Annotated in this window: 26 protein-coding genes, 1 other RNA gene and 2 pseudogenes; 21 read left to right on the top strand and 8 right to left on the bottom strand. The window is 59.2% G+C overall.

Annotation, left to right across the window (positions count from 1 at the left end; all coding sequences use genetic code 11):
• Nucleotides 1–4: 4 nt before the first annotated feature.
• The 3 genes from G3A56_RS20665 to G3A56_RS20655 all read right to left on the bottom strand — a co-directional run bounded on the left by G3A56_RS20665 (nucleotide 5) and on the right by G3A56_RS20655 (nucleotide 4357).
• Nucleotides 5–1030 (bottom strand): class I fructose-bisphosphate aldolase, encoded by a 1026-nt coding sequence (locus G3A56_RS20665; protein ID WP_003497628.1) that lies wholly within the window; start codon nucleotides 1028–1030, stop codon nucleotides 5–7.
• A gap of 191 nt (nucleotides 1031–1221) precedes the next feature.
• On the bottom strand, nucleotides 1222–2424 hold the full coding sequence (locus G3A56_RS20660) for a phosphoglycerate kinase (RefSeq protein WP_082185346.1): 1203 nt from the start codon (nucleotides 2422–2424) through the stop codon (nucleotides 1222–1224).
• Nucleotides 2425–2491: 67 nt separating this feature from the next.
• On the bottom strand, nucleotides 2492–4357 hold the full coding sequence (locus G3A56_RS20655) for a potassium/proton antiporter (protein WP_082186030.1): 1866 nt from the start codon (nucleotides 4355–4357) through the stop codon (nucleotides 2492–2494).
• A 388-nt stretch (nucleotides 4358–4745) separates the two neighbouring features.
• Between G3A56_RS20655 and G3A56_RS20650 the strand changes: the two genes are divergently transcribed.
• On the top strand, nucleotides 4746–5015 hold the full coding sequence (locus G3A56_RS20650; RefSeq protein ID WP_035242896.1) for a hypothetical protein: 270 nt from the start codon (nucleotides 4746–4748) through the stop codon (nucleotides 5013–5015).
• 172 nt (nucleotides 5016–5187) lie between these two features.
• Here G3A56_RS20650 and gap read toward each other — a convergent pair whose 3' ends face one another.
• On the bottom strand, nucleotides 5188–6198 hold the full coding sequence (gap, locus tag G3A56_RS20645; protein ID WP_003511409.1) for a type I glyceraldehyde-3-phosphate dehydrogenase: 1011 nt from the start codon (nucleotides 6196–6198) through the stop codon (nucleotides 5188–5190).
• Nucleotides 6199–6261: 63 nt separating this feature from the next.
• On the bottom strand, nucleotides 6262–8244 hold the full coding sequence (tkt, locus tag G3A56_RS20640) for a transketolase (protein ID WP_035242894.1): 1983 nt from the start codon (nucleotides 8242–8244) through the stop codon (nucleotides 6262–6264).
• Nucleotides 8245–8568: 324 nt separating this feature from the next.
• Here tkt and G3A56_RS20635 point away from each other — a divergent pair, with 324 nt between their 5' ends.
• The 7 genes from G3A56_RS20635 to G3A56_RS20605 all read left to right on the top strand — a co-directional run bounded on the left by G3A56_RS20635 (nucleotide 8569) and on the right by G3A56_RS20605 (nucleotide 13450).
• Nucleotides 8569–8841 carry a DUF4164 domain-containing protein gene (locus G3A56_RS20635; protein WP_035222205.1) on the top strand — a complete coding sequence of 91 codons (273 nt, stop codon included), beginning with the start codon at nucleotides 8569–8571 and terminating at the stop codon, nucleotides 8839–8841.
• A gap of 10 nt (nucleotides 8842–8851) precedes the next feature.
• On the top strand, nucleotides 8852–9229 hold the full coding sequence (locus G3A56_RS20630) for a cell division protein ZapA (protein WP_035222208.1): 378 nt from the start codon (nucleotides 8852–8854) through the stop codon (nucleotides 9227–9229).
• A 79-nt stretch (nucleotides 9230–9308) separates the two neighbouring features.
• Nucleotides 9309–9467: non-coding RNA, 6S RNA (ssrS, locus tag G3A56_RS20625), on the top strand.
• Between the two features lie 228 nt (nucleotides 9468–9695).
• On the top strand, nucleotides 9696–10958 hold the full coding sequence (locus G3A56_RS20620) for a hemolysin family protein (RefSeq protein WP_164056874.1): 1263 nt from the start codon (nucleotides 9696–9698) through the stop codon (nucleotides 10956–10958).
• Entirely contained in the window at nucleotides 10958–11572 is a 615-nt protein-coding gene (locus G3A56_RS20615; protein ID WP_082185348.1) for a 5-formyltetrahydrofolate cyclo-ligase, read from the top strand. Before G3A56_RS20620 ends, G3A56_RS20615 begins: the two co-directional genes overlap by 1 nt.
• Nucleotides 11573–11644: 72 nt before the next feature.
• On the top strand, nucleotides 11645–12469 hold the full coding sequence (locus G3A56_RS20610) for a TIGR00282 family metallophosphoesterase (protein ID WP_082185349.1): 825 nt from the start codon (nucleotides 11645–11647) through the stop codon (nucleotides 12467–12469).
• Between the two features lie 123 nt (nucleotides 12470–12592).
• Nucleotides 12593–13450 carry an MBL fold metallo-hydrolase gene (locus G3A56_RS20605; protein WP_137067605.1) on the top strand — a complete coding sequence of 286 codons (858 nt, stop codon included), beginning with the start codon at nucleotides 12593–12595 and terminating at the stop codon, nucleotides 13448–13450.
• A 32-nt stretch (nucleotides 13451–13482) separates the two neighbouring features.
• Here G3A56_RS20605 and G3A56_RS20600 read toward each other — a convergent pair whose 3' ends face one another.
• Nucleotides 13483–13986 (bottom strand): pyridoxamine 5'-phosphate oxidase family protein, encoded by a 504-nt coding sequence (locus tag G3A56_RS20600; protein ID WP_082185350.1) that lies wholly within the window; start codon nucleotides 13984–13986, stop codon nucleotides 13483–13485.
• Between the two features lie 198 nt (nucleotides 13987–14184).
• Between G3A56_RS20600 and G3A56_RS20595 the strand changes: the two genes are divergently transcribed.
• Nucleotides 14185–14931, top strand: a complete 747-nt coding sequence (locus tag G3A56_RS20595; protein ID WP_003497595.1) for a YebC/PmpR family DNA-binding transcriptional regulator — start codon at nucleotides 14185–14187, stop codon at nucleotides 14929–14931.
• A 57-nt stretch (nucleotides 14932–14988) separates the two neighbouring features.
• Here G3A56_RS20595 and G3A56_RS20590 read toward each other — a convergent pair.
• A pseudogene (locus tag G3A56_RS20590) lies at nucleotides 14989–15989 on the bottom strand (LLM class flavin-dependent oxidoreductase).
• 131 nt (nucleotides 15990–16120) lie between these two features.
• Nucleotides 16121–18430, bottom strand: coding sequence for a methyl-accepting chemotaxis protein (locus G3A56_RS20585; RefSeq protein ID WP_082185352.1), 2310 nt, complete (start codon nucleotides 18428–18430; stop codon nucleotides 16121–16123).
• A 248-nt stretch (nucleotides 18431–18678) separates the two neighbouring features.
• Here G3A56_RS20585 and ruvC point away from each other — a divergent pair, with 248 nt between their 5' ends.
• The 12 genes and pseudogenes from ruvC to tolR all read left to right on the top strand — a co-directional run bounded on the left by ruvC (nucleotide 18679) and on the right by tolR (nucleotide 26167).
• Nucleotides 18679–19191: a crossover junction endodeoxyribonuclease RuvC gene (gene ruvC, locus G3A56_RS20580; protein WP_082185353.1), complete on the top strand. Its 513-nt coding sequence runs from the start codon at nucleotides 18679–18681 to the stop codon at nucleotides 19189–19191.
• A 31-nt stretch (nucleotides 19192–19222) separates the two neighbouring features.
• Entirely contained in the window at nucleotides 19223–19840 is a 618-nt protein-coding gene (ruvA, locus tag G3A56_RS20575) for a Holliday junction branch migration protein RuvA (protein ID WP_003506224.1), read from the top strand.
• A 54-nt stretch (nucleotides 19841–19894) separates the two neighbouring features.
• Nucleotides 19895–20173: an AbrB/MazE/SpoVT family DNA-binding domain-containing protein gene (locus tag G3A56_RS20570; RefSeq protein ID WP_003497583.1), complete on the top strand. Its 279-nt coding sequence runs from the start codon at nucleotides 19895–19897 to the stop codon at nucleotides 20171–20173.
• On the top strand, nucleotides 20170–20577 hold the full coding sequence (locus tag G3A56_RS20565) for a type II toxin-antitoxin system VapC family toxin (RefSeq protein WP_003497581.1): 408 nt from the start codon (nucleotides 20170–20172) through the stop codon (nucleotides 20575–20577). Before G3A56_RS20570 ends, G3A56_RS20565 begins: the two co-directional genes overlap by 4 nt.
• A complete protein-coding gene (gene ruvB, locus G3A56_RS20560) occupies nucleotides 20574–21614 on the top strand; it encodes a Holliday junction branch migration DNA helicase RuvB (protein WP_082185354.1) in 1041 nt (346 codons plus the stop codon). The genes G3A56_RS20565 and ruvB overlap by 4 nt, the downstream gene beginning before the upstream one ends.
• Nucleotides 21615–22525, top strand: a pseudogene (locus G3A56_RS20555) (metallophosphoesterase). It begins immediately after the preceding gene.
• A gap of 64 nt (nucleotides 22526–22589) precedes the next feature.
• Entirely contained in the window at nucleotides 22590–23171 is a 582-nt protein-coding gene (locus tag G3A56_RS20550) for a DinB family protein (RefSeq protein ID WP_082185356.1), read from the top strand.
• On the top strand, nucleotides 23168–23695 hold the full coding sequence (locus tag G3A56_RS20545) for an NUDIX hydrolase (RefSeq protein WP_035242886.1): 528 nt from the start codon (nucleotides 23168–23170) through the stop codon (nucleotides 23693–23695). Before G3A56_RS20550 ends, G3A56_RS20545 begins: the two co-directional genes overlap by 4 nt.
• Nucleotides 23692–24228 carry an NUDIX hydrolase gene (locus tag G3A56_RS20540; protein ID WP_082185357.1) on the top strand — a complete coding sequence of 179 codons (537 nt, stop codon included), beginning with the start codon at nucleotides 23692–23694 and terminating at the stop codon, nucleotides 24226–24228. The genes G3A56_RS20545 and G3A56_RS20540 overlap by 4 nt, the downstream gene beginning before the upstream one ends.
• Nucleotides 24225–24665: a tol-pal system-associated acyl-CoA thioesterase gene (gene ybgC / locus G3A56_RS20535; RefSeq protein ID WP_082185358.1), complete on the top strand. Its 441-nt coding sequence runs from the start codon at nucleotides 24225–24227 to the stop codon at nucleotides 24663–24665. Before G3A56_RS20540 ends, ybgC begins: the two co-directional genes overlap by 4 nt.
• A 261-nt stretch (nucleotides 24666–24926) precedes the next feature.
• Nucleotides 24927–25646 (top strand): protein TolQ, encoded by a 720-nt coding sequence (gene tolQ / locus G3A56_RS20530; protein ID WP_003497570.1) that lies wholly within the window; start codon nucleotides 24927–24929, stop codon nucleotides 25644–25646.
• Between the two features lie 59 nt (nucleotides 25647–25705).
• On the top strand, nucleotides 25706–26167 hold the full coding sequence (gene tolR, locus G3A56_RS20525) for a protein TolR (protein ID WP_003506238.1): 462 nt from the start codon (nucleotides 25706–25708) through the stop codon (nucleotides 26165–26167).

Raw genomic sequence — 26167 nt, 5'->3', positions numbered from 1 at the left:
GGCCTTAAGCGGCCTTTTCGAGTTCCAGCTTCCAGTTGCCCTTGGCAGCAAGGCTGTTCATGGCGGCGCGGTGTGTGAAGGCGCGCTGGCCGGCTGCGACATTCTCCTGCTTGCCGCCCCATGTCTTGAGGGCCGTATCCTGAAGCGCGCGGCCGTAGGAGTAGGTCAGCGACCAGGGCAGGTCGTAACCGGCATTCATGGCGGAGAGATGTGCCGTCGCCTCTTCGGAGGACTGGCCGCCGGAAAGGAAGGCGATGCCCGGAACGGCAGAGGGCACGGTCGCCTTGAGAACCTTCACGGTCTTTTCCGCCACTTCCTCGACGGAGGCCTTGCGGGCCTTTTTGCCGTCGATGATCATGTTCGGCTTGAGGATCATGCCTTCAAGGTTGACGCGGGCATCGAACAGATCCGCAAACACGGTCTGGAGAACCCATTGCGTAACTTCCGCACAGCGATCGATGTCATGCGTGCCCGGCTCGCCGTCCATCAGCACTTCCGGCTCCACGATCGGCACGATATCCGCCTGCTGGCAGAGAGCGGCGTAACGGGCGAGCGACTGGGAGTTTGCCTTGATCGAACCCCAGCTCGGGCGCTGATCACCGATGGTGATGACGCCGCGCCACTTGGCGAAACGGGCGCCGGCCTCATGGTACTTGCGCAGGCGCTCGTAAAGACCGTCGAGACCTTCGGTGATGAATTCATGCGGGTGGAAGGCCATCGGCTTTGCGCCGATATCCACCTTGATGCCCGGCAGGCTGCCGGCCGCCTTGATGATATCAACAAAAGGTGTGCCGTCGGCTGCCTTCTGGAACAGGGTTTCTTCGTAAAGGATGACGCCGGAGATGTATTTCTTCATGGCGTCGTCGGAGCGGAACAGCATTTCGCGATAGTCGCGGCGGGCGGTCTCGGTGGACTCCAGATTGATGCTGTCGAAACGCTTCTTGATCGTTCCTGTGGATTCGTCGGCTGCGAGCAGGCCTTTACCGTCGGCAACCATTTTGATGGCAATGTCTTCGAGACGTTCGGTCATTTGCTATTCTCCCAAGGCACAATAAATTCCCGATAACAGAAGTTCCAGGGCAGGGAAATGGCAGGCTAACTCATTGAAACGATTGAAATGATTTCAATCGTTTGAAACTTTTCCTCCTGTGCGTACTTACCAAAAAACAAGGCCGGGCAAGCATTGCTTGTCCGGCCTCGTGTCAGGCAAGTAGGATAAGTTTACTTGGCAGCGGTCAGGATGGCAACGCCCGGCAATTCCTTGCCTTCCATCCATTCGAGGAAGGCGCCGCCTGCCGTCGAGATATAGGTGAAATCGTCGGAGACGCCGGCGTGGTTCAGTGCCGCGACCGTGTCGCCACCACCGGCGACAGAGACGAGCTTGCCCGCTTTCGTGCATTCGGCGGCATGTTTTGCCGCAGCCACTGTTGCCGCATCGAAGGGTTCGATTTCGAAGGCGCCGAGTGGCCCGTTCCAGACCAGCGTTTCCGCGCGGGAAATCCAGGCCTTGATGCTTTCGACCGATTTCGGGCCGACATCGAGAACCATGGCATCAGCGGGAATGGCGTTGATATCGACGGTTTCGTTCGCCGCACCGGCCTTGAATTCGCGGGCGACCACGCCGTCTTCCGGCAGAACGATGGCGCAGCCGGATGTGGCCGCTTCGATCATGATCTGTTTTGCGGTTTCGGCCAGATCGTGTTCGCAGAGGGATTTGCCGACTTGTGCGCCGCGTGCGGCAAGGAAGGTGTTAGCCATGCCGCCGCCGATGACGAGGGCATCGACCTTCTTGACGAGGTTCATCAGGAGATCGATCTTGCTCGAAACCTTCGCGCCGCCGACGATGGCGACCACAGGACGGACCGGCTGGCCGAGGCCCTTTTCCAGCGCCTCAAGCTCGGCCTGCATGGTGCGGCCGGCATAGGCGGGCAGGTGACGCGCCAGACCTTCTGTCGAGGCGTGGGCGCGGTGGGCTGCGGAGAAGGCGTCATTCACATAGATATCGCCGTTGGCTGCCAGAGCCTCGACAAATGCCGGATCGTTCTTTTCCTCGCCCTTGTGGAAGCGGGTATTTTCCAGAAGAAGGATATCGCCATCATTCATTTTCGCGACTGCGTCCGCTGCCGGCGCGCCGATGCAATCGGCTGCGAAAGACACAGGGTGATCCAAAACTTCCTCAACGGTAGCTACGATCTGGGAAAGCGACATGTCGGCGACGGGTTCACCCTTCGGGCGGCCGAAATGGGCAAGCAGGATGACTTTCGCGCCTTTTCCGGAGAGTTCGAGAATGGTCGGCGCAACCCGTTCAATACGGGTCGCGTCCGTCACCTTGCCATCCGCAACCGGCACGTTGAGATCAACGCGGACGAGAACGCGCTTTCCGGCAATGTCGTTAAGGTCGTCGATGGTCTTGAAAGCGGGCATAGGTCGATCCTGATTTGTTGCGAGTTCGGGACGGACCATACTATGCCTGATTGCCGACGCAAGCCGGTCACGCCTCATTTTCTCTCACCTCGGACGGAGGCGCGGAAATGCCCTCGTTGCCATCGCCGGAGCGTGACTGACGCCGCTGCGCCAGATACCGCCGCACGCGGCTGAGAATCTCCGAAAGGCTTATAAAGATCGGCAGGCTCGTGGCCGGCTCGACCGGTTCAAGCGAAATGCCGATACCGGTGATCGCCTCATGTTCGTCCAGCGCCCGAACGATCAGAACGATGGAACCGAGGCGCACCCGGTCGGCATAATCCGCCTTTCCGGAGAGCCGCGCCTCGATGAGTTCCGCAATGTTCATCGCCTGTTCGGCGGGCGAAATGAGGCCCGGGCCGTAGGCGGCATCAAGGTCCTTGGCAGGGCGTGCGGGTGAGATCGCGAAAATGCCGAAGAAATCCGCATCGTCATCGGCGACGGGCAGGGCGCTGGCGAACAGCCGGTCGATCAGGCGGGAATAACCGGGTGCGATGAAAAGATAGACGAGATCGTTTTCACGCAGCCGCCCGGCATATTGGTAGCGGATCGATTTGCCGTCGCGCACGACCAGAGAGGGCATCGCCCAGCGCGGAATGCGCTCGCCCTGCATGATGGCGCTGCCTTTGGCGACGCGATAGGAAATCAACTCGTGATTGGCGGTGCCGGGAAGGTCCACTTCCAGCTTGTCGACATCGCCCATGCGCGGCGGCACGATCAACCCCAGCCTTGTGGCCACCGGCTTGATCGTCCAGCCCTGGAGCAGAAGCGACACCAGCACGATGATGAAGGCGGCGTTGAAATAGATCTGCGCATCGTTGAGCCCGCCGAGAATGGGCATGATGGCAAGAAGGATCGATACTGCGCCGCGCAGACCGACCCAGGCCACGAAGGATGTTTCCTGCTGGGTATAGTTGAAGGGCATCAGGCTGAGCCACACCGCAAGCGGACGGGCGACGAAGATCAGGAACAGCGCCAGCAGGACGGCCGGGATGGCGATCGCCGGAAATTGCGACGGTGTGGCGAGGAGGCCGAGCATCAGGAACATGATGATCTGGGCAAGCCAGGTCAGCCCCTCATGGAAACGGCGGATGGTTTCCTTGGCGAAAATCCGGCGGTTGCCGGCAACGATGCCCGCCACATAGACCGCCAGAAAACCGCTGCCGCCAATGGTGCCGGTGAAGGAGAAGACGAGCAGCGCCAGCGCCAGCACGAAGATCGGCGCAAGCCCGCGGTCGGCGGCGAAGCGGTTGACGACAGTCGCGATCATGACGCCGCCAAGCAGGCCGAAAATCACGCCAAGGCCCATCTGCTCGATGAAAAGCAGCAGAAAGCCGCTGTCGATGCCGGCAAGCCCCTGGCCCTTGGCAATAATTTCGACCAGGGCGATGGTGAGGAAGATCGCCATCGGATCATTGGTGCCGGATTCGACTTCCAGCGTCGAGCGCACCTGATCGCGGATATGAATGCCGCCGATGCGCAGCAGGAAGAAAACGGCGGCCGCATCCGTGGAGGCGACGATGGCGCCAAGCAACAGGCCCTCCAGCCAGGAGAGCCCGAGCAGCAGGGCGGCCGCACCGGCGAAAAAGACGGATGTGAGAATGACGCCGACTGTCGCGAGAGCGACGGCGGGTGCTGCCGAAAGCCGGAAGGATTGTATCGACGTGCCGAAACCGGAATCGAAAAGAATGACGGCAAGCACGAGCGAGCCGAGCATATAGGCCAGCGGATTGTTGGTGAATTCGATGCCGAGGCCATCCACACCAGCCGCAAGGCCGATCATCAGGAAGAGTAACAGGAGAGGTGCGCCGAAGCGGAAGGCGATAAGGCTCGAAAAGGCTGCGACGAGAACCAGAACAGTTGCGACCAGCAACAGAAGATAAAATGATTCCACGTTCACCGCCTCATTCAAACCGCGTTGACCGCTGCAATGAATGCTCTGCGCGTGTGCAGTCAATGCGCCACGGGTTGCGGTCTGTCAGCGCTGTTTCGGCTGGCGTTGAAAGGCGACGCAAGGCGGGGTGTATCGAATGATACGGCAGGGCCGAAGTGCATTGCGCACGACCGTTATCCCTGTTTCCCTTGTCCGTTTCAAAGTGGACCAGACGAAGGCAGGAAATGGGAATTTTTTCGGCGCGCGGGCGAAAACGTTCAATGCACGCAGCGCTGTGGATGCTGCGCGGAAACAATTTGCCTGCCGGTGTCTCGACGTAACATAGAGACAATGCAGCTGCGTTAGTTCTCTCGTCCGAATTGCTTTTCATCATTACCGGAGCGATCGGATGAAACGGAAATCTATTACTGCATTTATAATGGTATTGGCGGCAGGCTCGATTGTTTCGGGCTGCTCCAGCACGGAACAGACGGCTGCAAACATGGGTGCGCAACGCGAGCGCTGCCGGTCGTTTGGTTACCCGGAAGGTTCGCGGGATTTTGCCGACTGCATGATGAAGCTTTCCATGCAGCAAAGCGAATTAAGACAACAGACGTTCGATACGATCTGGAGCAATGCCGGCTCACGGGACCCGATCATTATCAATAACAGAAAGTGAGGGGTTCATGCCGGACGGCTGGCCCTCTCGCCTCCGGTGATTGTTTCGGTCCGAAGCGCCCCGCATTGCTTCTGGATCGATGCCGGCGGGATCCCCCATTCCCGCCGGCATTTTTCAGGCAAACAAAAACCGGCAGGATCGCTCCTGCCGGTTTCTTTGTGGAAGTGGTGTCTTAGATGGTCTTCGCGAATGCGACGGCCGTGTCCGACATACGGTTGGAGAAGCCCCACTCGTTGTCGTACCAGGACAGGACGCGCACGAACTTGCCTTCCATGACCTTCGTCTGGTCGATCGCGAAGATCGAGGAATGGCTGTCATGGTTGAAGTCGCGGGAGACGAGCGGCTCTTCGGTGTAGCCGAGAATGCCCTTCAGCTTGCCGTTGGAAGCGGACTTGATCGCTTCATTGACTTCCTCAACCGTCGTGTCGCGCTTGGCGATGAACTTGAAGTCGACAACCGAAACGTTCGGGGTCGGAACGCGGATCGACGTGCCGTCCAGCTTGCCCTTGAGGTGCGGCAGAACGAGGCCAACGGCCTTGGCTGCACCCGTCGAGGTTGGGATCATGGACAGGGCTGCGGCGCGGGCGCGGTACAGATCCTTGTGCATGGTGTCCAGCGTCGGCTGGTCGCCCGTGTAGGAGTGGATCGTGGTCATGAAACCATGATCGATGCCAACGACGTCATCGAGAACCTTCACGACCGGCACGAGGCAGTTGGTGGTGCAGGATGCGTTGGAAATGACCAGATGGTCCTTCGTCAGCTGGTCGTCATTGACGCCGAAGACGACCGTGAGGTCAGCGCCGTCAGCCGGAGCAGACACGATGACGCGCTTTGCGCCGGCCGTCAGATGTGCAGCAGCCTTGTCGCGGGCGGTGAAGATGCCCGTGCATTCGAGCGCGATGTCGACGCCGAGTTCCTTGTGCGGCAGCGTTGCCGGATCGCGAACGGCCGTCACCTTGATCGGCTTGCCGCCGCCAACGATGATCGTGTCGCCTTCGACCTTGACGTCAGCCGGGAACTTGCCGTGGATGGAATCGTAACGCAGCAGGTGGGCGTTGGTTTCAACCGGGCCGAGGTCGTTGATGGCAACGACTTCGATATCGGTGCGGCCGGATTCAACGATGGCGCGCAGAACATTGCGGCCGATGCGGCCGAAGCCGTTAATGGCAACTTTTACAGTCATTTACAGTCTCCCGATCAAGATATGTGCTTGGTCTTTGCGGAAATGTGAGGGCTTGGGAAGCCCTCACGCAAGTTTTGCCTCGACTGCGGCGACAACGGCTTCCGCCGTGATGCCGAAGTGCTTGAAGAGATCCTTCGCTGGTGCGGATGCACCGAAGGAATGCATGCCGACGAATGCGCCGTCCGAGCCGATGAAATAATCCCAGCCCTGGCGGATGGCGGCTTCAACCGCGATCTTGACCGGAGCCTTGCCGATGATGGCGTTGCGGTAGGTTTCCGGCTGTTCCTTGAAGAGTTCGAAGCAGGGAACGGAAACGACGCGGGCGGAAACGCCCTTGTCCTTCAGTGTCGCTGCGGCCTTGAGGGCGACTTCGACTTCCGAACCGGATGCGAAGATCGAAACCTTGGCATCGCTTGCCGATACGAGTTCGTAAGCGCCGTAAGCGGAAAGGTTCTTCTCTTCATATTCCTTGCGCGAGGGCGCAAGGTTCTGACGGGTGAGCGCCAGCGCAGACGGGCGATGCTTCTGCTCAAGCGCCAGCTGCCAGCATTCCGCCGTTTCGGTTTCATCCGCCGGGCGGAAGAGGAGAAGGTTCGGAATGGCGCGCAGCGCCGCGATCTGCTCCACCGGCTGGTGGGTCGGGCCGTCTTCGCCAACGCCGATGGAATCATGCGTCAGGACGTGGACGACGCGGATACCCATGAGTGCGGCAAGGCGGATCGACGGACGGCAATAGTCCGAGAAGATCAGGAAGCCGCCGGCATAGGGGATGAGGCCGCCATGGAGCGCAATGCCGTTCATCGCCGCTGCCATGCCGTGCTCGCGGATGCCGTAATGCAGGTAACGGCCGGAGAAATCCGTCGGCGTGATGGACTTCATCTGGCTGGTCTTGGTGTTGTTGGACGGCGTCAGGTCGGCCGAACCGCCGATCATTTCCGGCAGGATGCCGTTGATGACTTCAAGCGCGTCTTCCGAGGCCTTGCGGGTGGCGACGGTCGGATTGTTCTCAATGATTTTCTTCTTGAAGGCATCGATGGAGCTGTCGAAGTTGCCGGGCAGGTCACCGGCAAAGCGGCGCTTGAACTCGGCCTTCTTGCCGGCTTCGGTCGCTTCGAGGCGGGCTTCCCAGTCCTGGCGGGTCTTGGTGGAGCGCAGGCCGGCGAGGCGCCATGCATCCAGCACGTCTTCCGGAATGACGAAAGCTTCGGCTTCCCAGTTGAGGCTCTTGCGCGCAGCGGCGATTTCTTCGGCACCGAGCGGGTTGCCGTGAACCTTGTGGGTGCCCTGCTTGTTGGGCGCGCCGAAGCCGATCACGGTCTTGCAGGCGATGAAGGTCGGTCGGTCGGATTTCTGCGCGGCTTCGATGGCGGCTGCAATCGCATCCGGATCGTGGCCGTCGACGCGGATGGTGTTCCAGTGAACGGCCTGGAAGCGGGCGATCTGGTCGGTGCTGTCGGAAAGGCCGACTTCACCGTCGATGGTGATGTTGTTGTCATCCCAGAACAGAACGAGCTTGTTGAGCTTCAGGTGGCCGGCAAGCGCGATGGCTTCGTGGCTGATGCCTTCCATGAGGCAGCCGTCGCCGCACAGCACATAGGTGAAGTGGCTCTGCAGGTCGGAGCCGAATTCCTCTTCCAGCTTGCGCTCGGCAATTGCCATGCCGACGGCGTTCGCGATGCCCTGGCCGAGCGGGCCGGTCGTCGTTTCGATGCCGGTCGCATGGCCATATTCGGGATGTCCGGCGGTCTTGGAACCGAACTGACGGAAACGCTTGATCTCGTCGATCGTCATATCCTCGTAGCCCGTCAAATAGAGCAGCGAGTAAAGAAGCATCGAACCATGACCCGCCGACAGCACGAAGCGGTCGCGATCCGCCCACAGCGGAGCCTTGGGATCGAATTTCAGGTAACGGGTGAAGAGAACGGTGGCGACATCAGCGGCGCCCATCGGCAGACCGGGATGGCCGGAATTGGCCTTCTCCACTGCATCCATGGCAAGAAAGCGGATCGCATTTGCCATCCGGTTGTGTTTGTCGCGAGAAATCATGGCTTTTCCGTCTGTTTCCGGGTGAAAGGAGATAGTTTTACGCAACTATCCAAAAAGCGGGTTGATCCATAGCAGGTGAGGCAGGCAAGTCAATAAATCCACGGGCGTTTGCGGTTCTGTCGAAGATAAAAATCGTTTAGAAAATCGGGTGTCCGGACAAAATCTGCGCGATATGTGCCGAGGCTTCCTCGTTCATCCACAGAGCAAAACGCCTCAATGCACTGGTTTGATTGACTGGATGATAAATCGGGTAATAACCTCGTGATTGTTGAAAAGGCCTGAAACCGGACGATTCGGCCGGTTGCTTGCAAGTTGGAAAAAACGATGTCGGCTGAGAAGACCGTACAATCTGCGCTGACGGAGCTGAGTGCTGCCATCACAAATCTCGAAAATGCCATCGATATGCGTATCGAACGGCAAAGGGAGACGGGCGAGATCGATAACGAGGTCAAGCGGGTCCATGTCGACCGCGCAAGGCTCGCGCATGAGCTTGATCAGGCCGAATTTCGCGCCAACCGTCTTGAGGAAGTCAACCGCGAGGTTTCCCGCCGTCTGGTGACGGCGATGGAGACGATCCGCGCGGTGCTGGATCGATAGGAGCGGTTTCATGGCGCAAGTTACTGTTATGATCGACGGCAAGGCCTATCGCATGGCGTGCGAAGCGGGACAGGAAGACCACCTGACCGATCTTGCCACCCGCTTCGACCGTTACGTCGGACATCTCAAGAGCCAGTTCGGCGAAATCGGCGATCTCAGGCTCACCGTCATGGCGGGCATCATGGTGATGGACGAGCTTTCCGAGATCAATCGCAAGCTCGAGAAACTCGAGGGCGAAGTCACCTCCCTTTCCCGCAACCGCGACGGCATGGCCGAGCACAGGGCGAAATCGGACGAGATGGTGGCGCTCGCCATCGGCGATCTGGCCGACCGCCTGAACGGCATTACGGAAAAATTGCTGGCGCGGCCGAAGCCTGCGGCGCATTGATCGCCCGAGAAGCTTTGCGCCGGCAAAATTTCGCTGCCGGCCCTCTGGTGGTTTGGTTCGATACGTCTTATATCTGTAGCGCGTTCTGCGCTTCCCGACAGGAACCACAATCCCTGGGGCCATACTCGATCCAAAGGGAGCTGTCCCTGGCCAGTCCCGTGGGGCTGGACACACGGTGCCCACCTACTTTTGTAGGCACCCAGGATCGTAAATCTCCATCGGTCGCCGTGGATCGCGCTTGAAGTTCCGGGTTAACCCCGGCTCTTCCCTGACCCTGATATAGTCGACAGTTATTTTCATTGCTGCCGGGCTCGGCTTTTTTATCCCGCCATCATTGCATTGGCGGAACAATTCCCTATTATCCGGATTGGTATGTCTGTCATGCCCTTTTACAGAAAGGGCGCTGCGGCCAAAACCGCGACGTGCCGTTCAACAGCCCAAAGAGCTAAACTTGTTTACTGAAATTATGATCGTGGTTCTGCTCACCGTATTGAACGGTGTGCTTGCCATGTCCGAGCTTGCCGTTGTCTCCTCCAGACCGGCGAGGCTCAAGGTGCTTGCCTCCCAGGGCAGCAAGGGCGCCACAATGGCGCTCAGCCTTTCCGAAAATCCCGGACGCTTCCTTTCCACGGTGCAGATCGGCATCACGCTGGTAGGCGTCCTTTCCGGTGCTTTTTCCGGCGCCACGCTCGGCGCCCGTTTCACTGCCTGGCTTCTGGAACAGGGCATTCCCGACCGCGCCGCCGATGCGCTTGGCGTCGGTTCGGTGGTTGTCGCCATCACCTATCTGTCGCTGATCGTCGGCGAGCTTGTGCCCAAGCAGATCGCGTTGCGCGATCCGGAAAAGGTGGCCGCCCGCGTCGCGCCCACCATGATGCTGCTTTCGAGGGTTGGTGCGCCTCTGGTGTGGCTGCTCGACAAATCCGGCAAGACCGTTCTTGCCCTTCTCGGCCATAGCGGCGAGTCCAATGCATCGGTAACCGACGATGAAATTCGCACGGTTCTGGCAGAGGCCCACAGCGCCGGCGTGATCGAGACCGAGGAATCGGCGATGATCACCAGCGTCATGCGCCTTGCCGACCGTAATGCGCGCGGCCTGATGACGCCGCGCCGCGATGTGGAAGTGGTCGATATCGAAGACACCGCGGAAGAAATCCGCGTTCAGCTTCGCGAGACACAGCGTTCGCGTCTGCCCGTGCGCAACGGCGCGTCCGATGAAATTCTCGGCGTGCTTTTCGCCAAGGACGCTTTCGATGCGCTGGCATCAGGAAAGGAACTGAATGTCCGCGAGCTTCTGCGCGAGGTTCCCGTGGTCTCGGATCTGACGAGCGCCGTGGATGTCATCCAGTCGCTGCGCCGTTCCACGGTGCATATGGTGCTGGTATACGACGAATACGGTCACTTCGAAGGTATCGTCAGTTCCGGCGACGTTCTGGAGGCCATCACCGGTGCCTTCCAGGAAGACAATGACGAGGAGCCTGCCATGGTCGAGCGCGAGGACGGTTCGTTCCTCGTTGCCGGCTGGATGCCGGCCGATGAGTTTGCCTATCGCATGGGTTTCCAGATCGACGAGGATGCGGAGTTCGAAACCGTTGCCGGTCTGGTTCTGGACGAGTTCCGTCGCCTGCCGGAACTGGGTGAACACATCACCCGCAACGGCTGGCGTTTCGAGGTTATCGATCTCGACGGACACCGTATCGACAAGGTGCTTGTGAGCCGGGCCGCCTGATGTCCGGCGACATTGCCGAAAAAGCAAGACTGCGCTGCGAAAGGCTCGCCGCGCGCGATGCGCTGACACAAGCCGAGCGGCAGCAGAAAAGCCGGGCGATGACGGAACGTGGCGCATCCGTCATTCCGCTCACGCCGGGCGCGGTTGTTTCCGGTTTCATGCCGATCCGCTCGGAGGCCGATATCCGGCCGCTGATGGAAGCGCTGCGGACACGGGGCGCGCGTCTCGTTCTCCCCGTTGTGCTGGACCGTGAAACCATCATCTTTCGTGCCTTCGAGGTGGATGCGCCGCTGGTGAGGACCGGCTTCGGTACGACCGGACCGGGGGAGGATGCGCAGGTTCTCGATCCGGATATTCTGCTGGTTCCTCTTTCCGTCTTCGACGGGCACGGTCAGCGTATCGGCTATGGCGCGGGTCACTATGACCGCGCGATTGCAAGATTGCACGGCAAGGGTCGGGTTCCCATTCTCATCGGCGTCGCATTCGATTGTCAGGAAGTGCCGTTGGTGCCGGCGGAGCCGCATGATGTGCCGCTTCATGCCGTTCTGACGGAGAGCGGTCTACGCTGGTTTTCCGCGCAGCCGTTGCTGCCAACTGGGAAAAAGGCGCTTTAGCACTTTTTAAAAAACGGATTACCCGTTAGAGGGGACGAAATCTAGGAACATGCGCAAGATCGGGGCGGGTGAATGAGGCTTCTTTTTCTCGGAGATATGGTTGGCAAGACCGGACGCACGGCTGTCTGGGACAGGTTGCCGGGGCTGATTTCCGATCTGAAGCTTGATTTTGTTGTCGTCAACGGTGAAAATGCCGCCGGCGGTTTCGGCATTACCGAGGATATCTACCTCGAGACCATCAATGCCGGTGCCGACGTGGTGACGACAGGCAACCACGTCTGGGATCAGAAGGAGGCGGTCTCTTTCTGCGAGCGCCACGATCAGTTCCTGCGGCCCGCCAATTATCCCGATGGTACGCCGGGCAAGGGCTCGGGCATCTTTTATGCCCGCAACGGCGCACGCGTGCTCGTTGCCAACATCATGGGCCGGGTATTCATGCATCCGGAGCTCGACGATCCCTTCAAGTCGGCGGAAAACATTCTCGCCGCCTGCCCGCTGAAAGAGCAGGCCGACGCCATCATCTTCGATTTCCACGCGGAAGCGACCAGCGAAAAACAGTGTTTCGGCCATTTCGTCGATGGGCGCGCAAGCTTCGTTGTCGGCACTCATACCCATGTTCCGACCGCCGACGCGCAGATATTGAACGGCGGAACCGCCTATATGTCGGATGCCGGCATGTGCGGCGATTATGACAGTTCGCTTGGCATGGAGAAGGAAGAGCCGATCAACCGCTTCATTTCCAAAATGCCGAAGGGTCGTTTCGAGGCGGCCAGCGGGCCCGCGACGATCTGTGGCGTCGGCGTCGAGATTTCAGACCGCACCGGCCTTGCGGAAAAGATCGCACCGCTGCGCATTGGCCCGAGACTTGCCGAAACCCTTCCATCCTTCTGGGCGTAAGCTTTTCGCTTGTCCGTGAGACGTTCACAATGACGAGATTGTGAGCGTTTCCCCCGTTCTTGAAACTGGACGCCCGGCAAAACCTGTCTCATCCTCTCAACCTTCGCAAGTTCAGGGAGTGGCATGATGCTGCGTGTGCTTATGCTTGCAATAACGGGTCTGCTCACCTGTGCGGGAGCGGCCTTTGCCCAAACGGAAAGCCGTCCTCCGGTCAGCCAGTGCCAGGCGATCGCCCGCAACATTCCCGGCGTCATGTTCGCCAGCTTCGAACCGCCCCTCAATCGGCCAAGTGTCCAGCTGGCGCAGGCGACGGCGAGGGAAGAGGTGAAGATCAGCTTCATCGGCCATTCCACCTATCTCATCGAAAGCCCCGGCGGCGTGACGATCGCCACCGATTATAATGGCGTCTATCGCCCGCCCGTCACGCCGACGGTGGTGACGATGAACCGGGCGCACTCAACGCATTTCACGCTTAGTCCGGACCCGGCCATTCAATATGTGCTGCACGGCTGGAGCGATACGCCGGGGGAAAAGGCCGAACACAAGGTTCTGGTGGGCGATGTCTATATCCGCAATGTCGCGACTGACATCCGCAACCGCTGGGGTGATTACGAGTCGTTTCAGGAAAACGGCAATTCCATTTTCATCTTCGAGGTCGCAGGGCTGTGTATCGGTCATCTGGGTCATCTGCATCATGAGCTGACGGATACGCATTATGCCGAAATTGGCCGTCTGGATGTACTGATGGTGCCTGTCGATGGCGGGCTGACGATGGGCGCCGACAGCATGAGCCGCGTGGTCAAGCGCCTGCGTTCCGCGCTGATCCTGCCGATGCACCGCACCGGTGCGCCGCTGGAGCAGTTTCTGACCATGTTTGGTGAAAGTTTCCGGATTGCCTATGCGAGCGATCCGATCATCCGGGTCTCAATGAGAAATCTTCCCCGCCAGCCGGAGATACTGGTGCCAAAAGGCATGCAATAGAGGGGCCGGCGAGGAAGTCGGGGAGCCCGTTATCAGGCGAAGGCGAGGTGCTGGCGCACGCCGACATCCGGTGTCTTGTCGTCGGACATATTGGCCTTGGCGATTTCCCAGCCGAATTTAAGCGTGCTGTCGGTCGAGGCCCAGATTTCCGCGTCGTCGACGTGAAGCGCCAGCATCGTCAATTGCGGATCGGACTTTCCGTGTTCGTACCAGGCGGCGGTAACGGAGTTCCAGTATTCCTCGATCTTTGCCTTGTCGTCACGCGCTTCAAGTACACCCGAAAGGCAGGCGTGATAATCATGGTCCTTGCCGACGAGGCAGAAGTGCGCCCGCGAACCCGGCTTCAGCGTTTTGACCAGATCGGTGTCTTTCTTGGAGAAAAACCAGATCGTGTTTGTCTTGGGGTCGGCGTGCGGTGCCATTGGCTGCATGTGATTATGCAGACCCTCGAGGCCAAGCATGCCGGCATGGACCGAATTGACCTCGTCCCACAGCTGGCGGGCAGGGGTTTCTCTTGCTTCAGTCAGGCTGACCATGTGTTTCCTCCTTCGGGTTTGCTGCGGCGACCGGGAGGATAAAATGCCCGGCTCTTCCGCGTTCATTGTCAAAACGAAAAGCGGATAAATCAGTTCCTTATATTCTTGCGGGCAAGAGAAAGCGCTTGCGGGCTTGAACGAAGGGCCCATCGCACTTATAAGGCCCGCAATCTCCAAATTAAGACAATCAGGTTTTCCATGGCTGGTCATTCACAGTTCAAGAACATCATGCACCGCAAGGGCAAGCAGGACTCCGTACGGTCCAAAATGTTTTCCAAGCTTGCGCGTGAAATCACCGTTGCGGCAAAGGCGGGCATGCCCGACCCGAACATGAACGCGCGCCTGCGTCTGGCGATCCAGAACGCCAAGGCCCAGTCCATGCCGAAGGACAATATCGAGCGCGCGATCAAGAAAGCTTCCGGTGCTGACAGTGAAAACTACGATGAGGTCCGTTACGAGGGTTACGGCCCGGGTGGCGTCGCCGTCGTCGTCGAGGCCCTGACCGACAACCGTAACCGCACCGCCTCCAACGTACGCTCCATCTTCACCAAGGCTGGTGGCGCACTCGGCGAAACCGGCTCCGTCTCCTTCTCCTTCGACCGCGTTGGCGAAATCACCTACAAGGCGGAAGTGGGCGATGCCGACAAGGTCATGGAAGCGGCCATCGAAGCGGGCGCTGACGATGTCGAATCCTCCGAAGACGGCCACACCATCATCTGTGGTTTCGAAGCGATGAACGAGGTTTCCAAGGCGCTGGAAGGCGTACTTGGCGAGGCCGAAAGCGTCAAGGCCATCTGGAAGCCACAGAACACGGTGCCGGTGGATGAAGAAAAGGCGCAGTCGCTAATGAAGCTCATCGACAATCTCGAAGACGATGACGATGTGCAGAGCGTCTATTCCAACTTCGAGGTTTCCGAAGAAATTCTCGCCAAGCTTTCCGCCTGAAGTTTCCGATCTTTTAAAAAAGCCCCGGCAGCGTCGTCGCTCCGGGGCTTTTTTCATTCAGGCGGCTTTCCTTATGGAGGTCCGCACATCGGCGAAAATTTCCACGGAACGCAGTCGCTTTTCAATGTCGTGGATCGGCATGGAGACGATCAGTTCGTCCGCCTGGGTTTCGGCGAGGAAACCGTCGAGATGGCGCTCTATCGTCTCAGGCGATCCGACGGCGGCGAAACGCAAGGTGTGCTCCACCGAGAAACGCTCCATTTCGTTCCAGTAGCCGTCCATGCTGTGCACCGGCTTCGGGAACGGGGTGCGTACGTTGCGGCGCAGATTGACGAATTGCTGCTGCGACGAGGTGAACAGGTGTTGCGCCTCTTCGTCCGTTTCGGCGCCAACGCCCATCACACCCACCATCACATAGGGCCTGTCGAGCACCTCGGAGGGCTGGAAGCGCTCACGATAGATATGGATAGCTTCCATCAGCATATCGGGGGCAAAATGCGAGGCGAAGGAATAGGGCAGGCCGAGCGCTGCCGCCAGATGCGCGCTGTAGGTGCTGGAGCCGAGCAGCCACAGCGGCACGTTCGAATTCATGCCGGGCACGGCTAGGATCGCCTGATCCTGCTGCGGGGGCCGAGGTAACGCTGGAGTTCGATAATATCCTGCGGGAAGTTTTCCGCACCCGCATCGAGGTTGCGGCGCAGTGCCCTTGCCGTGCGCATGTCGGTTCCGGGCGCGCGGCCAAGACCGAGATCGACACGACCGGGCAGCAGCGCCGCAAGCGTGCCGAACTGTTCGGCAATGACAAGCGGGGAATGGTTGGGCAGCATGATGCCGCCCGAGCCGACCCGGATATGTTTCGTGGCTGCGCCCACATGGGCGATGACGAGCGAGGTTGCGGCACTGGCAATACCCGGCATGCCATGATGTTCCGCCAGCCAGATGCGGTTATAGCCATGGTCTTCAGCCTTGATCGCCATGCGGCGGGAATTTTCAAGCGCCTCGCTGACGCTCTCGCCTTCGCCAATGGGCGAAAGGTCGAGAATGGAAAAGGGGATCATCCGACGCTCCTGCAGAAATATAATCTTTGTTGCGGATGTAAGGCGCGTGTCCCGATTTACCAGTGAAGTCGCATAGAATTGATGGATGGTTCAAAAAAATTGGGGCCTCCGAAGAGGCCCCTTTCGTTGTTTCAGCCCGCCCGCCGGAATTGCCGGGTTTCACGATACCCTCTCGCATCCTGGTCAGGGGCCAGCACGAATTGTCCGAGTCTGCCATCCATCTCGCCCGCTTCGGAGGCGAGATTGTGGATGGCTGCCGTCGTTTCCTCCACCATGGCGGCGTTTTGCTGGGTCATGGTGTCGAGGCTGGTGACGGTGCTGTTGATTTCCGCAAGCGTATGCGCCTCCTCGCGGGTGGATTCCATGATCTCCTCGATGCGGGAACTGATGGTCTGCACGTGTTTGCCGATGCCGGTCAGCGAAGTGCCCGCCTTTTCGACCAGCACCACGCCGGCGGAAACCTCGTCGGTCGAGCGCTTCAGCAGGCTGGTGATTTCCTTCGCGGCCGCGGCAGAGCGTTGCGCCAGTTCGCGCACCTCCTGCGCCACGACGGCAAAGCCCCTGCCGGCGTCGCCCGCACGGGCGGCCTCGACACCCGCATTCAAAGCGAGAAGGTTGGTCTGGAAGGCGATTTCGTCGATGACGCCGATGATCTGGTTGATCTGGCGCGACGAGGTCTGGATCGCCTCCATGGCGGCGATGGTCTGTTCCATCACGCGGCTCGAGGCCGTGGCTTCCGTGCTGGCATCGCGAGCGATCCTTGTCGCCTGTTCGGCGCGGTCGATCTGGTCGCGGACTGCTTCGGTGATTGCCTTGATAGCGCTTGCCGTCTCGGTGATGGAGGCGGCCTGCCGTTCGGTGCGTTCCGCCAGCTGGTCGGCGCCCACCCGCATTTCTTCCGAGCCACCGCGAACGGCGGCGGAGTTGCCGCCGATGGCCTGCATCGTTTCGCTGAGCCGGGCGAGCGCCGTATTGAAATTATGGCGCAGGCTTTCGAGATCCTCCGGGAAGACCGTGTCTATGCGATAGGCGAGATTGCCGTTCGCCAGCCGGTCCAGCCCCTCATCCAGAGACCGCACGACCATTTGCAGCGTGCCGGCCTCGGCTTCGCGCTCGGCAAGATGCGCGCGTCGCGCCGTTTCGGCTTCCTCCCGCGTGCGCGATGCGGTCTCCTCCATCTCCCGCTGAAGGATGAGCTTTTCGCGGAAACTGCCGAGTGCCTGCGCCATGCGGCCAATCTCGTCGTTGCGGTCCTGATTGCCGATCTCGGCATCCAGCCTGCCAGCCGCCACTTCACCGGTCAACCCGGCAAGCTTTTCCAGCGGCGCGAACAGCCGCCGCGCGAAAAAGGCTGTCGCCACGCACATGGCGGCCAGAACGCCAAGGCCGATCACGGCAAGTGTGCCGGCAATCGAGATGGAACCTGCATTCAACTCGCTGCGCAACATGCTTTCGACGGCGAGATATTGTTCTCCGGCAAACGAGAAGGAGCGGGCATAGGCATTGGCCTCGCCATCCGGGCGGTCGATCTTGGCAATCGTCATGCCGGCCGCATTCGATGCCTGCCCATGGAAGCCGTAGATTGCCGGATCGAGGCTGACGAGCCTGTCGCCTTCGACGCCGAGCACTTTGCCATCGGCAGAGATGATTGCGGATTGCTCTGAACTACCGGCGGCGACGCCTTTCGCGAGTATCTGGCTGAAGATCTCCTGCTTGACCCGGAACAGGACGATCCCCTTGAACGCGCCGAATTTGACAACCGGAATGCCATAATAAATGCCGGCCTCGTTTGTTGCTGCGTCGATCCGCAGACCGGAGAAACTCGTCTGCGCCACGTCGTTCACGGCTTTTTCGGCGTTGGCAGCCCCGCGGGTAAATGCAGCGCCAAGGCCACTTTCCGCCCAGGCGCCGCCCGTGACGGTTTCCCCGAAGGCCGGTCCTTTCAGATAGGAGTAATAGACCGTGCCGGCGGGATCGATAAAGAGAACATCGCTGAAGGGCGTTCCCTGCAGATAACCGCCGATATCCGTCTGGGTTTTCTCGTGGGTGGAATAATAAAAGCCGCTCGGGTTTTCGGGCTTGATCAGCTTTTCCCTGTCGGTGAAGGGGTTCTCCTTGACGAAGACGCGCTGCAGTTCCGCCTTGGCGTCGCCGGAGCTTTTCTGCACTGTGCCCCAGCCGCTGCGCATAGAGACCACGGCCATTTGCAGGGATTCGATCTTGGCGATGGAATCCGCCTGTGTCTTCAGCTGTTCAAGGCGCTCCTGAAGCATGTCGCCGCGGAAGACGAGAATGCTTTCCATGGATTTCGACGCCTGCTCTTCGAGAACGCCGCTGCTGCTTTGATAGCCAAGAAGTGTCAGAGCCCCGGTTGAGATCGCCATCAGTGCAAGGAAAATCACCAGCACTTTGGTGGATATGGAATGAAAACGGTTCAGCATGGCCGTTGCAGCCCCCAATGCCGGATCAGTTCCCACGCCACGCATGAGTGGCGCCACCGGATGGCTGATATGGCTTGAATATTATGCTGCGGATCATCATGTCCGCAGCTCCCCTTTTTTGATTTTGTGCGGGAACAATGCGGTACGCGGTTTAAGCAGAGGTAAATGCTGCACCGCAAATTTGATGAATGTTGTCGTTTTGTTCACTTATCGCTGGCAGGGTCGCAGCCGGAAAGATAAGGTAACTCATGCAAAAGACGATTCGAATCATCGGTATCGACCCCGGATTGCGGCGCACCGGTTGGGGTGTCATCGAAACCCTCGGCAACAACCTTCGATTTGTCGCCTCCGGCACGGTGACATCGGATGGCGATATGGATCTCGCCTCCCGCCTGTGCCAGCTGCATGACGGGCTGGCCGATATCGTGCACAGCCATCAGCCCGACGAGGCAGCGGTGGAGCAGACCTTCGTCAACAAGGATGCGGTCGCCACGCTGAAACTCGGCCAGGCCCGCGGCATCGCCATGCTGGTTCCGGCGCGGGCAGGATTGCCTGTTTTCGAATATGCGCCGAATGCGGTCAAGAAAGCCGTCATCGGCGTCGGGCACGGCGAAAAGCAGCAAATTCACATGATGCTGAAAATCCTGATGCCGAAGGCCGAATTCAAGGGTAACGATGCGGCGGACGCGCTCGCAATCGCCATCTGCCACGCCCATAATCGCGGTGGCGACAGAATGGCGCGGCTTTTGGCGGCCGGTTAATATATAAAGTCTCATTGCAGCGGGCGGCATCATGATCGGAAAACTGAAAGGCAGCATCGAGGAAATCGGCGCGGATTACGTGCTGGTGGATGTGCATGGCGTTTGTTATGTCGCCTATTGTTCGGCCCGCACGCTGTCGAAAATCGGCTCCGTCGGTGAGGCGGTGGTGCTGTTCATCGAAACCTATGTGCGTGAGGACCAGCTGAAGCTCTTCGGTTTTCTCTCGGCGCTGGAGCGGGAATGGTTCAACCTGCTGCAGAGCGTGCAGGGTGTGGGTTCGAAAGTGGCCTTGGCCGTTCTTTCCACGCTGTCGCCCTCCGAACTGGCCAATGCCATTGCGCTACAGGACAAGGTGATGATCTCACGCGCGCCCGGCGTCGGGCCAAAGGTGGCGGTGCGCCTCGTGACCGAGCTTCGCAACAAGGCGCCCGCCTTTGCGGGAGAGGCCTCCGCCTCGATCGGCCTCAAGCAGGAGCTTGGCGAAGGCGTCGCATCCGCGCCGGTGGCGGATGCCGTTTCCGCACTCACCAATCTCGGCTATTCACGCGACCAGGCCGCCAATGCGGTTGCCGCCGCGCTGAAGAATGGCGGGGAGGGTGGCGACAGCGCCAAGCTCATCCGTCTCGGCCTGAAGGAGCTTTCACGTTGATGCGCTTAATGCTAGATTCCTTACGATAGGTGAAAAGTAAGAAAGGACAGCAGCATGGGCTTTCAGGTGACAATCACCTCCAAAGGGCAAATGACAGTTCCTAAAAACGTGCGCGAACAATTGAAAATCAAGCCTGGCGACAAATGTTACGCCTGGGTTCGTAACGGGGAGATGATCGTTATCCCTCGCAATAAATCTCTTGCCGATCTGGCCGGAATTCTCGGTAAACCTCCGAATGGCAAAAAGCTTACCGTCGAGCAGATGAATGATGCGATTGGTGAGGGAGCCGTTGCGCGGTACAAGCGTTCCACGGGTAAGACGGAAGAGGAATGACCAGCCGTTTCGGAATAGACACGAATATTCTGCTGCGTATCGTGGTAGATGACGATGTTGAACAAAAAGAAACGGTGAAGCGTCTTCTTGCACGGCTTGAGGATGGTGAAACCCTGCTTGTAAACCTTGCTGTGATTTTGGAGACGGCGTGGGTTCTTGGTCAGTTTTACGGTTATCCCAAAAGCGCTGTTCTGGAGTTTTTCCAGCTTATGCTCGAGCGGCGGGAACTGGAAATTCCGGACTATGAGGCGATTGGCAATGCCATCGACATATGCCGGAATACAAATGCGGATTTTTCCGACGCGATTGTATCGGAAAGCAACAGGGTCAATGGCTGCGTGGCGACATATACGTTTGACAAAAAAGCTGCTCGCAAGCTGCCCGGAATGGAACTTCTGACATGAGCGATGCGGCAAGGCTGATCACCCCCGAAAAGCGCGGTGAAGATGTCGACACCACCATGCGTCCGCAGTCGCTGGACGATTTCACCGGCCAGGCGGAGGCGCGCGCCAATCTCAAGGTGTTTATCGAGGCGGCCAAGAACCGTGGCGAGGCGCTCGACCATGTGCTGTTCGTGGGGCCGCCCGGTCTCGGCAAGACCACGCTGGCCCAGATCATGGCAAAGGAGCTCGGCGTCAACTTCAAGTCCACCTCCGGACCGGTCATCGCCAAGGCGGGCGATCTCGCGGCACTCCTAACCAATCTCGAAGAGCGCGACGTCCTCTTCATCGATGAAATCCACCGTCTCAACCCGGCGGTGGAGGAAATTCTCTACCCGGCGATGGAGGATTTCCAGCTCGATCTCATCATCGGTGAGGGGCCGGCGGCCCGCTCGGTGAAGATCGATCTCTCCAAATTCACCCTTGTCGCCGCGACGACCCGTCTTGGCCTGTTGACGACGCCGCTGCGCGACCGTTTCGGAATTCCCGTCCGGCTGGCCTTCTACACTGTCGATGAGCTGGAGCTCATCGTTAGACGCGGTGCGCGGCTGATGGGGCTTAACATGACCGACGAGGGCGCGCGCGAGGTGGCACGGCGCGCACGCGGCACGCCGCGTATTGCGGGGCGGCTTTTGCGCCGTGTGCGCGATTTCGCCGAGGTGGCGCGGGCGGAAGCCGTCACGCGCGAGATCGCCGATGAGGCTTTGACGCGACTGCTGGTCGACAAAATGGGTCTCGACCAGCTGGACATGCGCTATTTGACCATGATCGCGGTCAACTTCGGCGGTGGTCCGGTCGGGATAGAAACCATCGCCGCCGGCCTGTCGGAGCCGCGTGACGCGATCGAGGACATTATCGAACCCTATATGATCCAGCAGGGTTTCATCCAGCGCACGCCACGCGGCCGTATTCTGACCGGCACGGCCTGGAAGCACCTGGGCATGCAGCCGCCGAAGGATCTCGAGGCGGCGCAGTTCCGGCTGACGCTGGAGGAAGATTGATTGATTTCTCGCCGCGCCTTTCTGAAGGTCCTTGGGGAGGGTTTGTTGGCGCCATGGCGCTCGGTTCTTATGCTTTCGGCTTTGAACCGCTTGTACGGCTTAACGTGACCCGTTATGCGCTGACGCCGCCCGGCTGGCCGCCGGGTCTCAAATTGCGGTTGGTGGTGCTTGCCGATATTCACGCCTGCGAGCCGTGGATGTCTGCCGCCCGAATTGCCACGATTTGCAATCATGCCAACAGTCTCGACGGCGACGTAATGCTGCTGCTCGGTGACTATACCGCTGGTATGAATCTCGTGACGAGTTATGTCCATTCAAAAGATTGGTCGAAAGCTCTTGCGGTATTGAAAGCACCCCTCGGTGTTCACGCGATCATGGGTAATCATGACTGGTGGGAAGACCGGTCCGCACAGAAGGCCGGTGGCGGTGAAACGTTCGGCCACAAGGCGCTTGCCGATGTCGGCATTGCCGTCTACGCCAATCGTGTCTTGCGGCTGGAGAAGAATGGCCAAGGCTTCTGGATTGCCGGACTGGAGGACCAGCTTGCATTGTTGCCGGGGAAAAAATGGGATCGCCGAAGTGTGCGCGGACTGGACGATCTCGACGGCACGCTCGCGCAGGTGACGGACGAAGCGCCAGTGATCCTTATGGCGCATGAACCGGATGTCTTTCCCAAGGTGCCTCCCCGCGTGGCCTTGACGTTGTCCGGGCATACCCATGGCGGACAAATACGGCTTTTTGGACGTTCGCCCGTGGTACCGTCGCGCTATGGCAATCGTTATGCCTACGGGCATGTGGTAGAGGACGATCGCAACCTGATTATCTCGGGTGGCCTTGGTTGCTCCATTGCGCCCGTCCGCTTTGGCGTTCCGCCGGAAATCGTGGTCGTTGATCTTGGAGCATCGGCCTGAGGAAGACGGCGCGAAAGTTCACCGATTGAACGACGCCGGCCTTCGGCGTCTATGGAGGATCACGATGTCTTACGATCCGCTACGGGTCTTTCGCAAACTCGCACGCAACAACCGGCTCGCCAATTTCCGGCTGCATCATGCCTGTCTCCAGCTTTCGCAGGAGGAATTCGTCGCCTCTCGGGTCAGCTTTTTTCCCACCATTCGGGCGACGCTGAACCACATCTATACCGTCGATCGTTTTTATATCGATGCCGTCAAGGGCGGAACGCTCGGGCTTGCCGCCTTTGCGAAAGAGGAGCCTTTGGAGACCATGGCGGAGTTGCGGCGCGCCCAGGCGGAACTTGACGAGGTGCTGATCGCATTTGTCGACGGGCTAGAGGAAGACGGCCTTGCCGCAACCGTCAATATCCATCGCGGCACGCGCATCCAGCAGGATCGCTGCGACGATATTCTCACCCATCTCTTCCAGCACCAGACGCATCATCGCGGGCAGGCGCATGCCATGTTGTCCGGCGCCACGATCAAGCCGCCGCAACTGGATGAATTCATCGTGGGTGATGACGCAAATGCAAGAAAAGAAGAGATGGATGCGCTAGGGTGGACGGAAACCGATTTGATGTTTCCAGCCCGCAGGTCCAGACAATGACGCACGATAGCAAGACGCAGGACACCCGCATCCGCATGAAGTTCAAGCCGAAGCGCATTTTCCAGATGCGCGTTGCGGGGCTGGCGTTTCGTGATGGCCACGTGCTGGTGCACCGGGCATCGCATGAGAAATTCTGGACATTTCCTGGTGGTCGCGCCGAAATGGGCGAACGCTCCGAAGAAACGCTGGCCCGCGAGATGGTGGAAGAGCTTGGCGTTGAGGCCAGGGTCGGGCGGCTTTTATGGGCGGTCGAGAATTTTTTCCATTACGAGGGCAAGGACTGGCACGAACTCGGTTTCTATTACCTGATGGATTTGCCGGAGACATTCGCCTTTCATCCGACGGACATCATCCACCGCGTTCAGGATGGTGACAACGAACTGGAGTTCCGCTGGGTCGCCGCGACCCGGCAGGCATTGACGGAACTCGATATTCCGCCCTATTTCATCGCCGACGAAATAGAGCACCTGCCGCAGACCACAAGACATCTCGTCTGGTATGATGGCGACCTGGACGATAAATGACTTCTGCCCCTGACCGTCACATGATCCGGCTTGACCGGAAACCGCAGCTTTTCAGCATGCGTGTGGCCGCGCTGATTTTTCAGAACGATCATGTTCTCGTCCAGCGCGGCACGCAGGACATCTATTGGGCCTTGCCGGGTGGACGAGCGGAAATCGGCGAAAGCTCGCAGCAAACCATCATCCGCGAGATCGGCGAGGAGCTTGACCGGGATTGCACCGTCGAGCGTCTTCTCTGGTCGGCCGAGAATTTTTTCGCCTATGACGGATATGCCGCCCATGAGCTGGCGTTTTATTATCTGGTTTCGCTTCGCCAGCCTTTCCCCTTCCATGAAAGCGATATCGTGCATCGGGTGCTGGATGGCGTCGAGGTGGAGTTCCGCTGGCTGCCTGCGCAACCCTCCGCCCTGCTGGAGCATGATCTAAGGCCCCGTTTCATTGCGGAGCGCGTAGCGACGCTGCCTCAGCGCCACGAGCATCTTATCGTCCATGAAGGTCGTTCAGGTGCGGCCGAACTTTCCAAGGAGACAGTATGAGCGAGCTTTTGGTTTCGCTTTCAGGCGAACTCATCGAACATGGGCACCGCCTGACGCAACGCGTGTATTATGAGGACACGGATTTTTCCGGCCTGGTTTATCACGCAAGGTATCTGCATTTTCTTGAGCGCGGGCGCACCGATTACCTGCGTTGCCTCGGCTGCGAACAAAGCGCGCTTCTGACCGCCGACGAGGAGGGTCTTGTCTTCGTCGTTCATCGCATGGAGATCGATTTCAAGACCCCGGCGCGGATGGATGATGTGTTGACGATCACCACCGTGACCGAAAAGGCCGGCGGTGCGAAAATGGTGCTTAATCAGGAAATCCGGCGCGGTGAAACGCTGCTGGTTGCCGCCAAGGTCATCATCGCCGTCATCAATGCCAGTGGCCGGCCAAGGCGCCTTCCGGAGACGGTTGCGGAAAAATTCCTGAAGTAATTGACGGCCCGGTCCAGTAAATCCGTCAAGCGTGGCGCGGTTGTAACACTCCTTTAACCATAATGGTGTCTTACTTTAGCAACTGGCATTTGTGCGGCGCACGCCTTCCTTTCACCAAATTTATTGGCAAGTAAGGCTTACTGGCAAGTATCGGGGTATGGCAAAGGGGTTATCGGCTGTTGCCGCATGACTTCGAGCGTTAACACGCGTTTGAATCGCCCGGTCCCGTACCGGGCGTTTGGATTCGGGGATTGGATATTTATGGAACAGGCAGGTTTGGCAGCGGCGACGCACGATGTAAGTCTCTGGGCACTGTTTATGCAGGCGGGCCTCATCGTGAAGCTCGTGATGATCGGACTTATCGCCGCCTCGGTCTGGACGTGGGCGATCGTCTTTGACAAATATGTGAGCTTCGGCAAGGCAAAGCGCCAGTTCGACCAGTTCGAACAGGTCTTCTGGTCGGGCCAGTCGCTCGAGGAGCTTTATCGCACGCTGGCGGAACGCCAGAATGGCGGTCTGGCAGCAATTTTCGTTTCCGCCATGCGGGAATGGAAGAAATCTTTCGAACGCGGCGCGCGTTCGCCCATCGGTCTGCAGATGCGTATCGACCGGGCGATGGATGTGACGATCGCGCGTGAAGGCGAACAATACGAGGCTCGTCTCGGATCGCTCGCCACCATCGGTTCGGCCGGTCCCTTTATCGGTCTTTTCGGTACGGTTGTCGGTATCATGACCTCGTTCCAGGCGATTGCCGGTTCGAAGTCCACCAACCTCGCGGTCGTGGCTCCGGGTATCGCCGAAGCGCTTCTGGCAACGGCTATCGGCCTTGTTGCGGCTATTCCGGCGGTTATTGCCTACAACAAGTTCACGGCCGACGCGCACAAGCTTTCCGCTCGTATGGAAGGTTTCGCCGACGAGTTCTCCGCGATCCTGTCGCGCCAGATCGATGAAAAACTTCAGACACGGCAGGCCGCCCAGTAAGCGGCCCCAAATTACATGCCGTGCAGTAATTTGCCGCAAGGCAAAATGGAGTAAATGATATGGGTATGTCAGCAGGTGGCAGCGGCGGTGGTTCCGGTGGACGCCGGGGTGGGCGCGGCGGACGGCGCAAAGGCGGTGCGATCAGCGAGATCAACGTGACGCCGCTGGTCGACGTCATGCTCGTGCTGCTCATCATCTTCATGGTGGCAGCTCCTATGATGACGGTCGGCGTGCCGATCGATCTGCCGCAGACATCCGCCAATGCTCTGAATTCGGACACGCAGCCGATCACGATCTCCGTCAATGCCAATGGCCAGATCCATTTGCAGGAAACGGAAATCCAGGCGGCTGAGGTTGCCGACAAGCTGCAGGCAATTGCCACGACTGGTTATAACGAACGTATCTTCGTGCGCGCGGATTCCGTTGCCGCATACGGCGTCGTTGCTGATGTGATGGCGCGTATCCAGGCGGCGGGCTTCAAGAATATCGGCCTTGTGACCCAGCAGAAACAGGACAATTGA

It is taken from the genome of Rhizobium oryzihabitans, assembly GCF_010669145.1.
GTDB lineage: Bacteria > Pseudomonadota > Alphaproteobacteria > Rhizobiales > Rhizobiaceae > Agrobacterium > Agrobacterium oryzihabitans.
Note: the sequence above shows the minus strand (reverse complement) of the source record. Positions and strands in the feature narration are given on the sequence as shown.

Coding starts and splice junctions, on each gene's coding strand:
- G3A56_RS20665 (WP_003497628.1), bottom strand. CDS start 1,030: ATGACCGAACGTCTCGAAGACATTGCCATCAAAATGGTTGCCGACGGT.
- G3A56_RS20660 (WP_082185346.1), bottom strand. CDS start 2,424: ATGCCCGCTTTCAAGACCATCGACGACCTTAACGACATTGCCGGAAAG.
- G3A56_RS20650 (WP_035242896.1), top strand. CDS start 4,746: ATGAAACGGAAATCTATTACTGCATTTATAATGGTATTGGCGGCAGGC.
- gap (WP_003511409.1), bottom strand. CDS start 6,198: ATGACTGTAAAAGTTGCCATTAACGGCTTCGGCCGCATCGGCCGCAAT.
- tkt (WP_035242894.1), bottom strand. CDS start 8,244: ATGATTTCTCGCGACAAACACAACCGGATGGCAAATGCGATCCGCTTT.
- G3A56_RS20635 (WP_035222205.1), top strand. CDS start 8,569: ATGTCGGCTGAGAAGACCGTACAATCTGCGCTGACGGAGCTGAGTGCT.
- G3A56_RS20630 (WP_035222208.1), top strand. CDS start 8,852: ATGGCGCAAGTTACTGTTATGATCGACGGCAAGGCCTATCGCATGGCG.
- G3A56_RS20620 (WP_164056874.1), top strand. CDS start 9,696: ATGATCGTGGTTCTGCTCACCGTATTGAACGGTGTGCTTGCCATGTCC.
- G3A56_RS20615 (WP_082185348.1), top strand. CDS start 10,958: ATGTCCGGCGACATTGCCGAAAAAGCAAGACTGCGCTGCGAAAGGCTC.
- G3A56_RS20610 (WP_082185349.1), top strand. CDS start 11,645: ATGAGGCTTCTTTTTCTCGGAGATATGGTTGGCAAGACCGGACGCACG.
- G3A56_RS20605 (WP_137067605.1), top strand. CDS start 12,593: ATGATGCTGCGTGTGCTTATGCTTGCAATAACGGGTCTGCTCACCTGT.
- G3A56_RS20600 (WP_082185350.1), bottom strand. CDS start 13,986: ATGGTCAGCCTGACTGAAGCAAGAGAAACCCCTGCCCGCCAGCTGTGG.
- G3A56_RS20595 (WP_003497595.1), top strand. CDS start 14,185: ATGGCTGGTCATTCACAGTTCAAGAACATCATGCACCGCAAGGGCAAG.
- G3A56_RS20585 (WP_082185352.1), bottom strand. CDS start 18,430: ATGCTGAACCGTTTTCATTCCATATCCACCAAAGTGCTGGTGATTTTC.
- ruvC (WP_082185353.1), top strand. CDS start 18,679: ATGCAAAAGACGATTCGAATCATCGGTATCGACCCCGGATTGCGGCGC.
- ruvA (WP_003506224.1), top strand. CDS start 19,223: ATGATCGGAAAACTGAAAGGCAGCATCGAGGAAATCGGCGCGGATTAC.
- G3A56_RS20570 (WP_003497583.1), top strand. CDS start 19,895: ATGGGCTTTCAGGTGACAATCACCTCCAAAGGGCAAATGACAGTTCCT.
- G3A56_RS20565 (WP_003497581.1), top strand. CDS start 20,170: ATGACCAGCCGTTTCGGAATAGACACGAATATTCTGCTGCGTATCGTG.
- ruvB (WP_082185354.1), top strand. CDS start 20,574: ATGAGCGATGCGGCAAGGCTGATCACCCCCGAAAAGCGCGGTGAAGAT.
- G3A56_RS20550 (WP_082185356.1), top strand. CDS start 22,590: ATGTCTTACGATCCGCTACGGGTCTTTCGCAAACTCGCACGCAACAAC.
- G3A56_RS20545 (WP_035242886.1), top strand. CDS start 23,168: ATGACGCACGATAGCAAGACGCAGGACACCCGCATCCGCATGAAGTTC.
- G3A56_RS20540 (WP_082185357.1), top strand. CDS start 23,692: ATGACTTCTGCCCCTGACCGTCACATGATCCGGCTTGACCGGAAACCG.
- ybgC (WP_082185358.1), top strand. CDS start 24,225: ATGAGCGAGCTTTTGGTTTCGCTTTCAGGCGAACTCATCGAACATGGG.
- tolQ (WP_003497570.1), top strand. CDS start 24,927: ATGGAACAGGCAGGTTTGGCAGCGGCGACGCACGATGTAAGTCTCTGG.
- tolR (WP_003506238.1), top strand. CDS start 25,706: ATGGGTATGTCAGCAGGTGGCAGCGGCGGTGGTTCCGGTGGACGCCGG.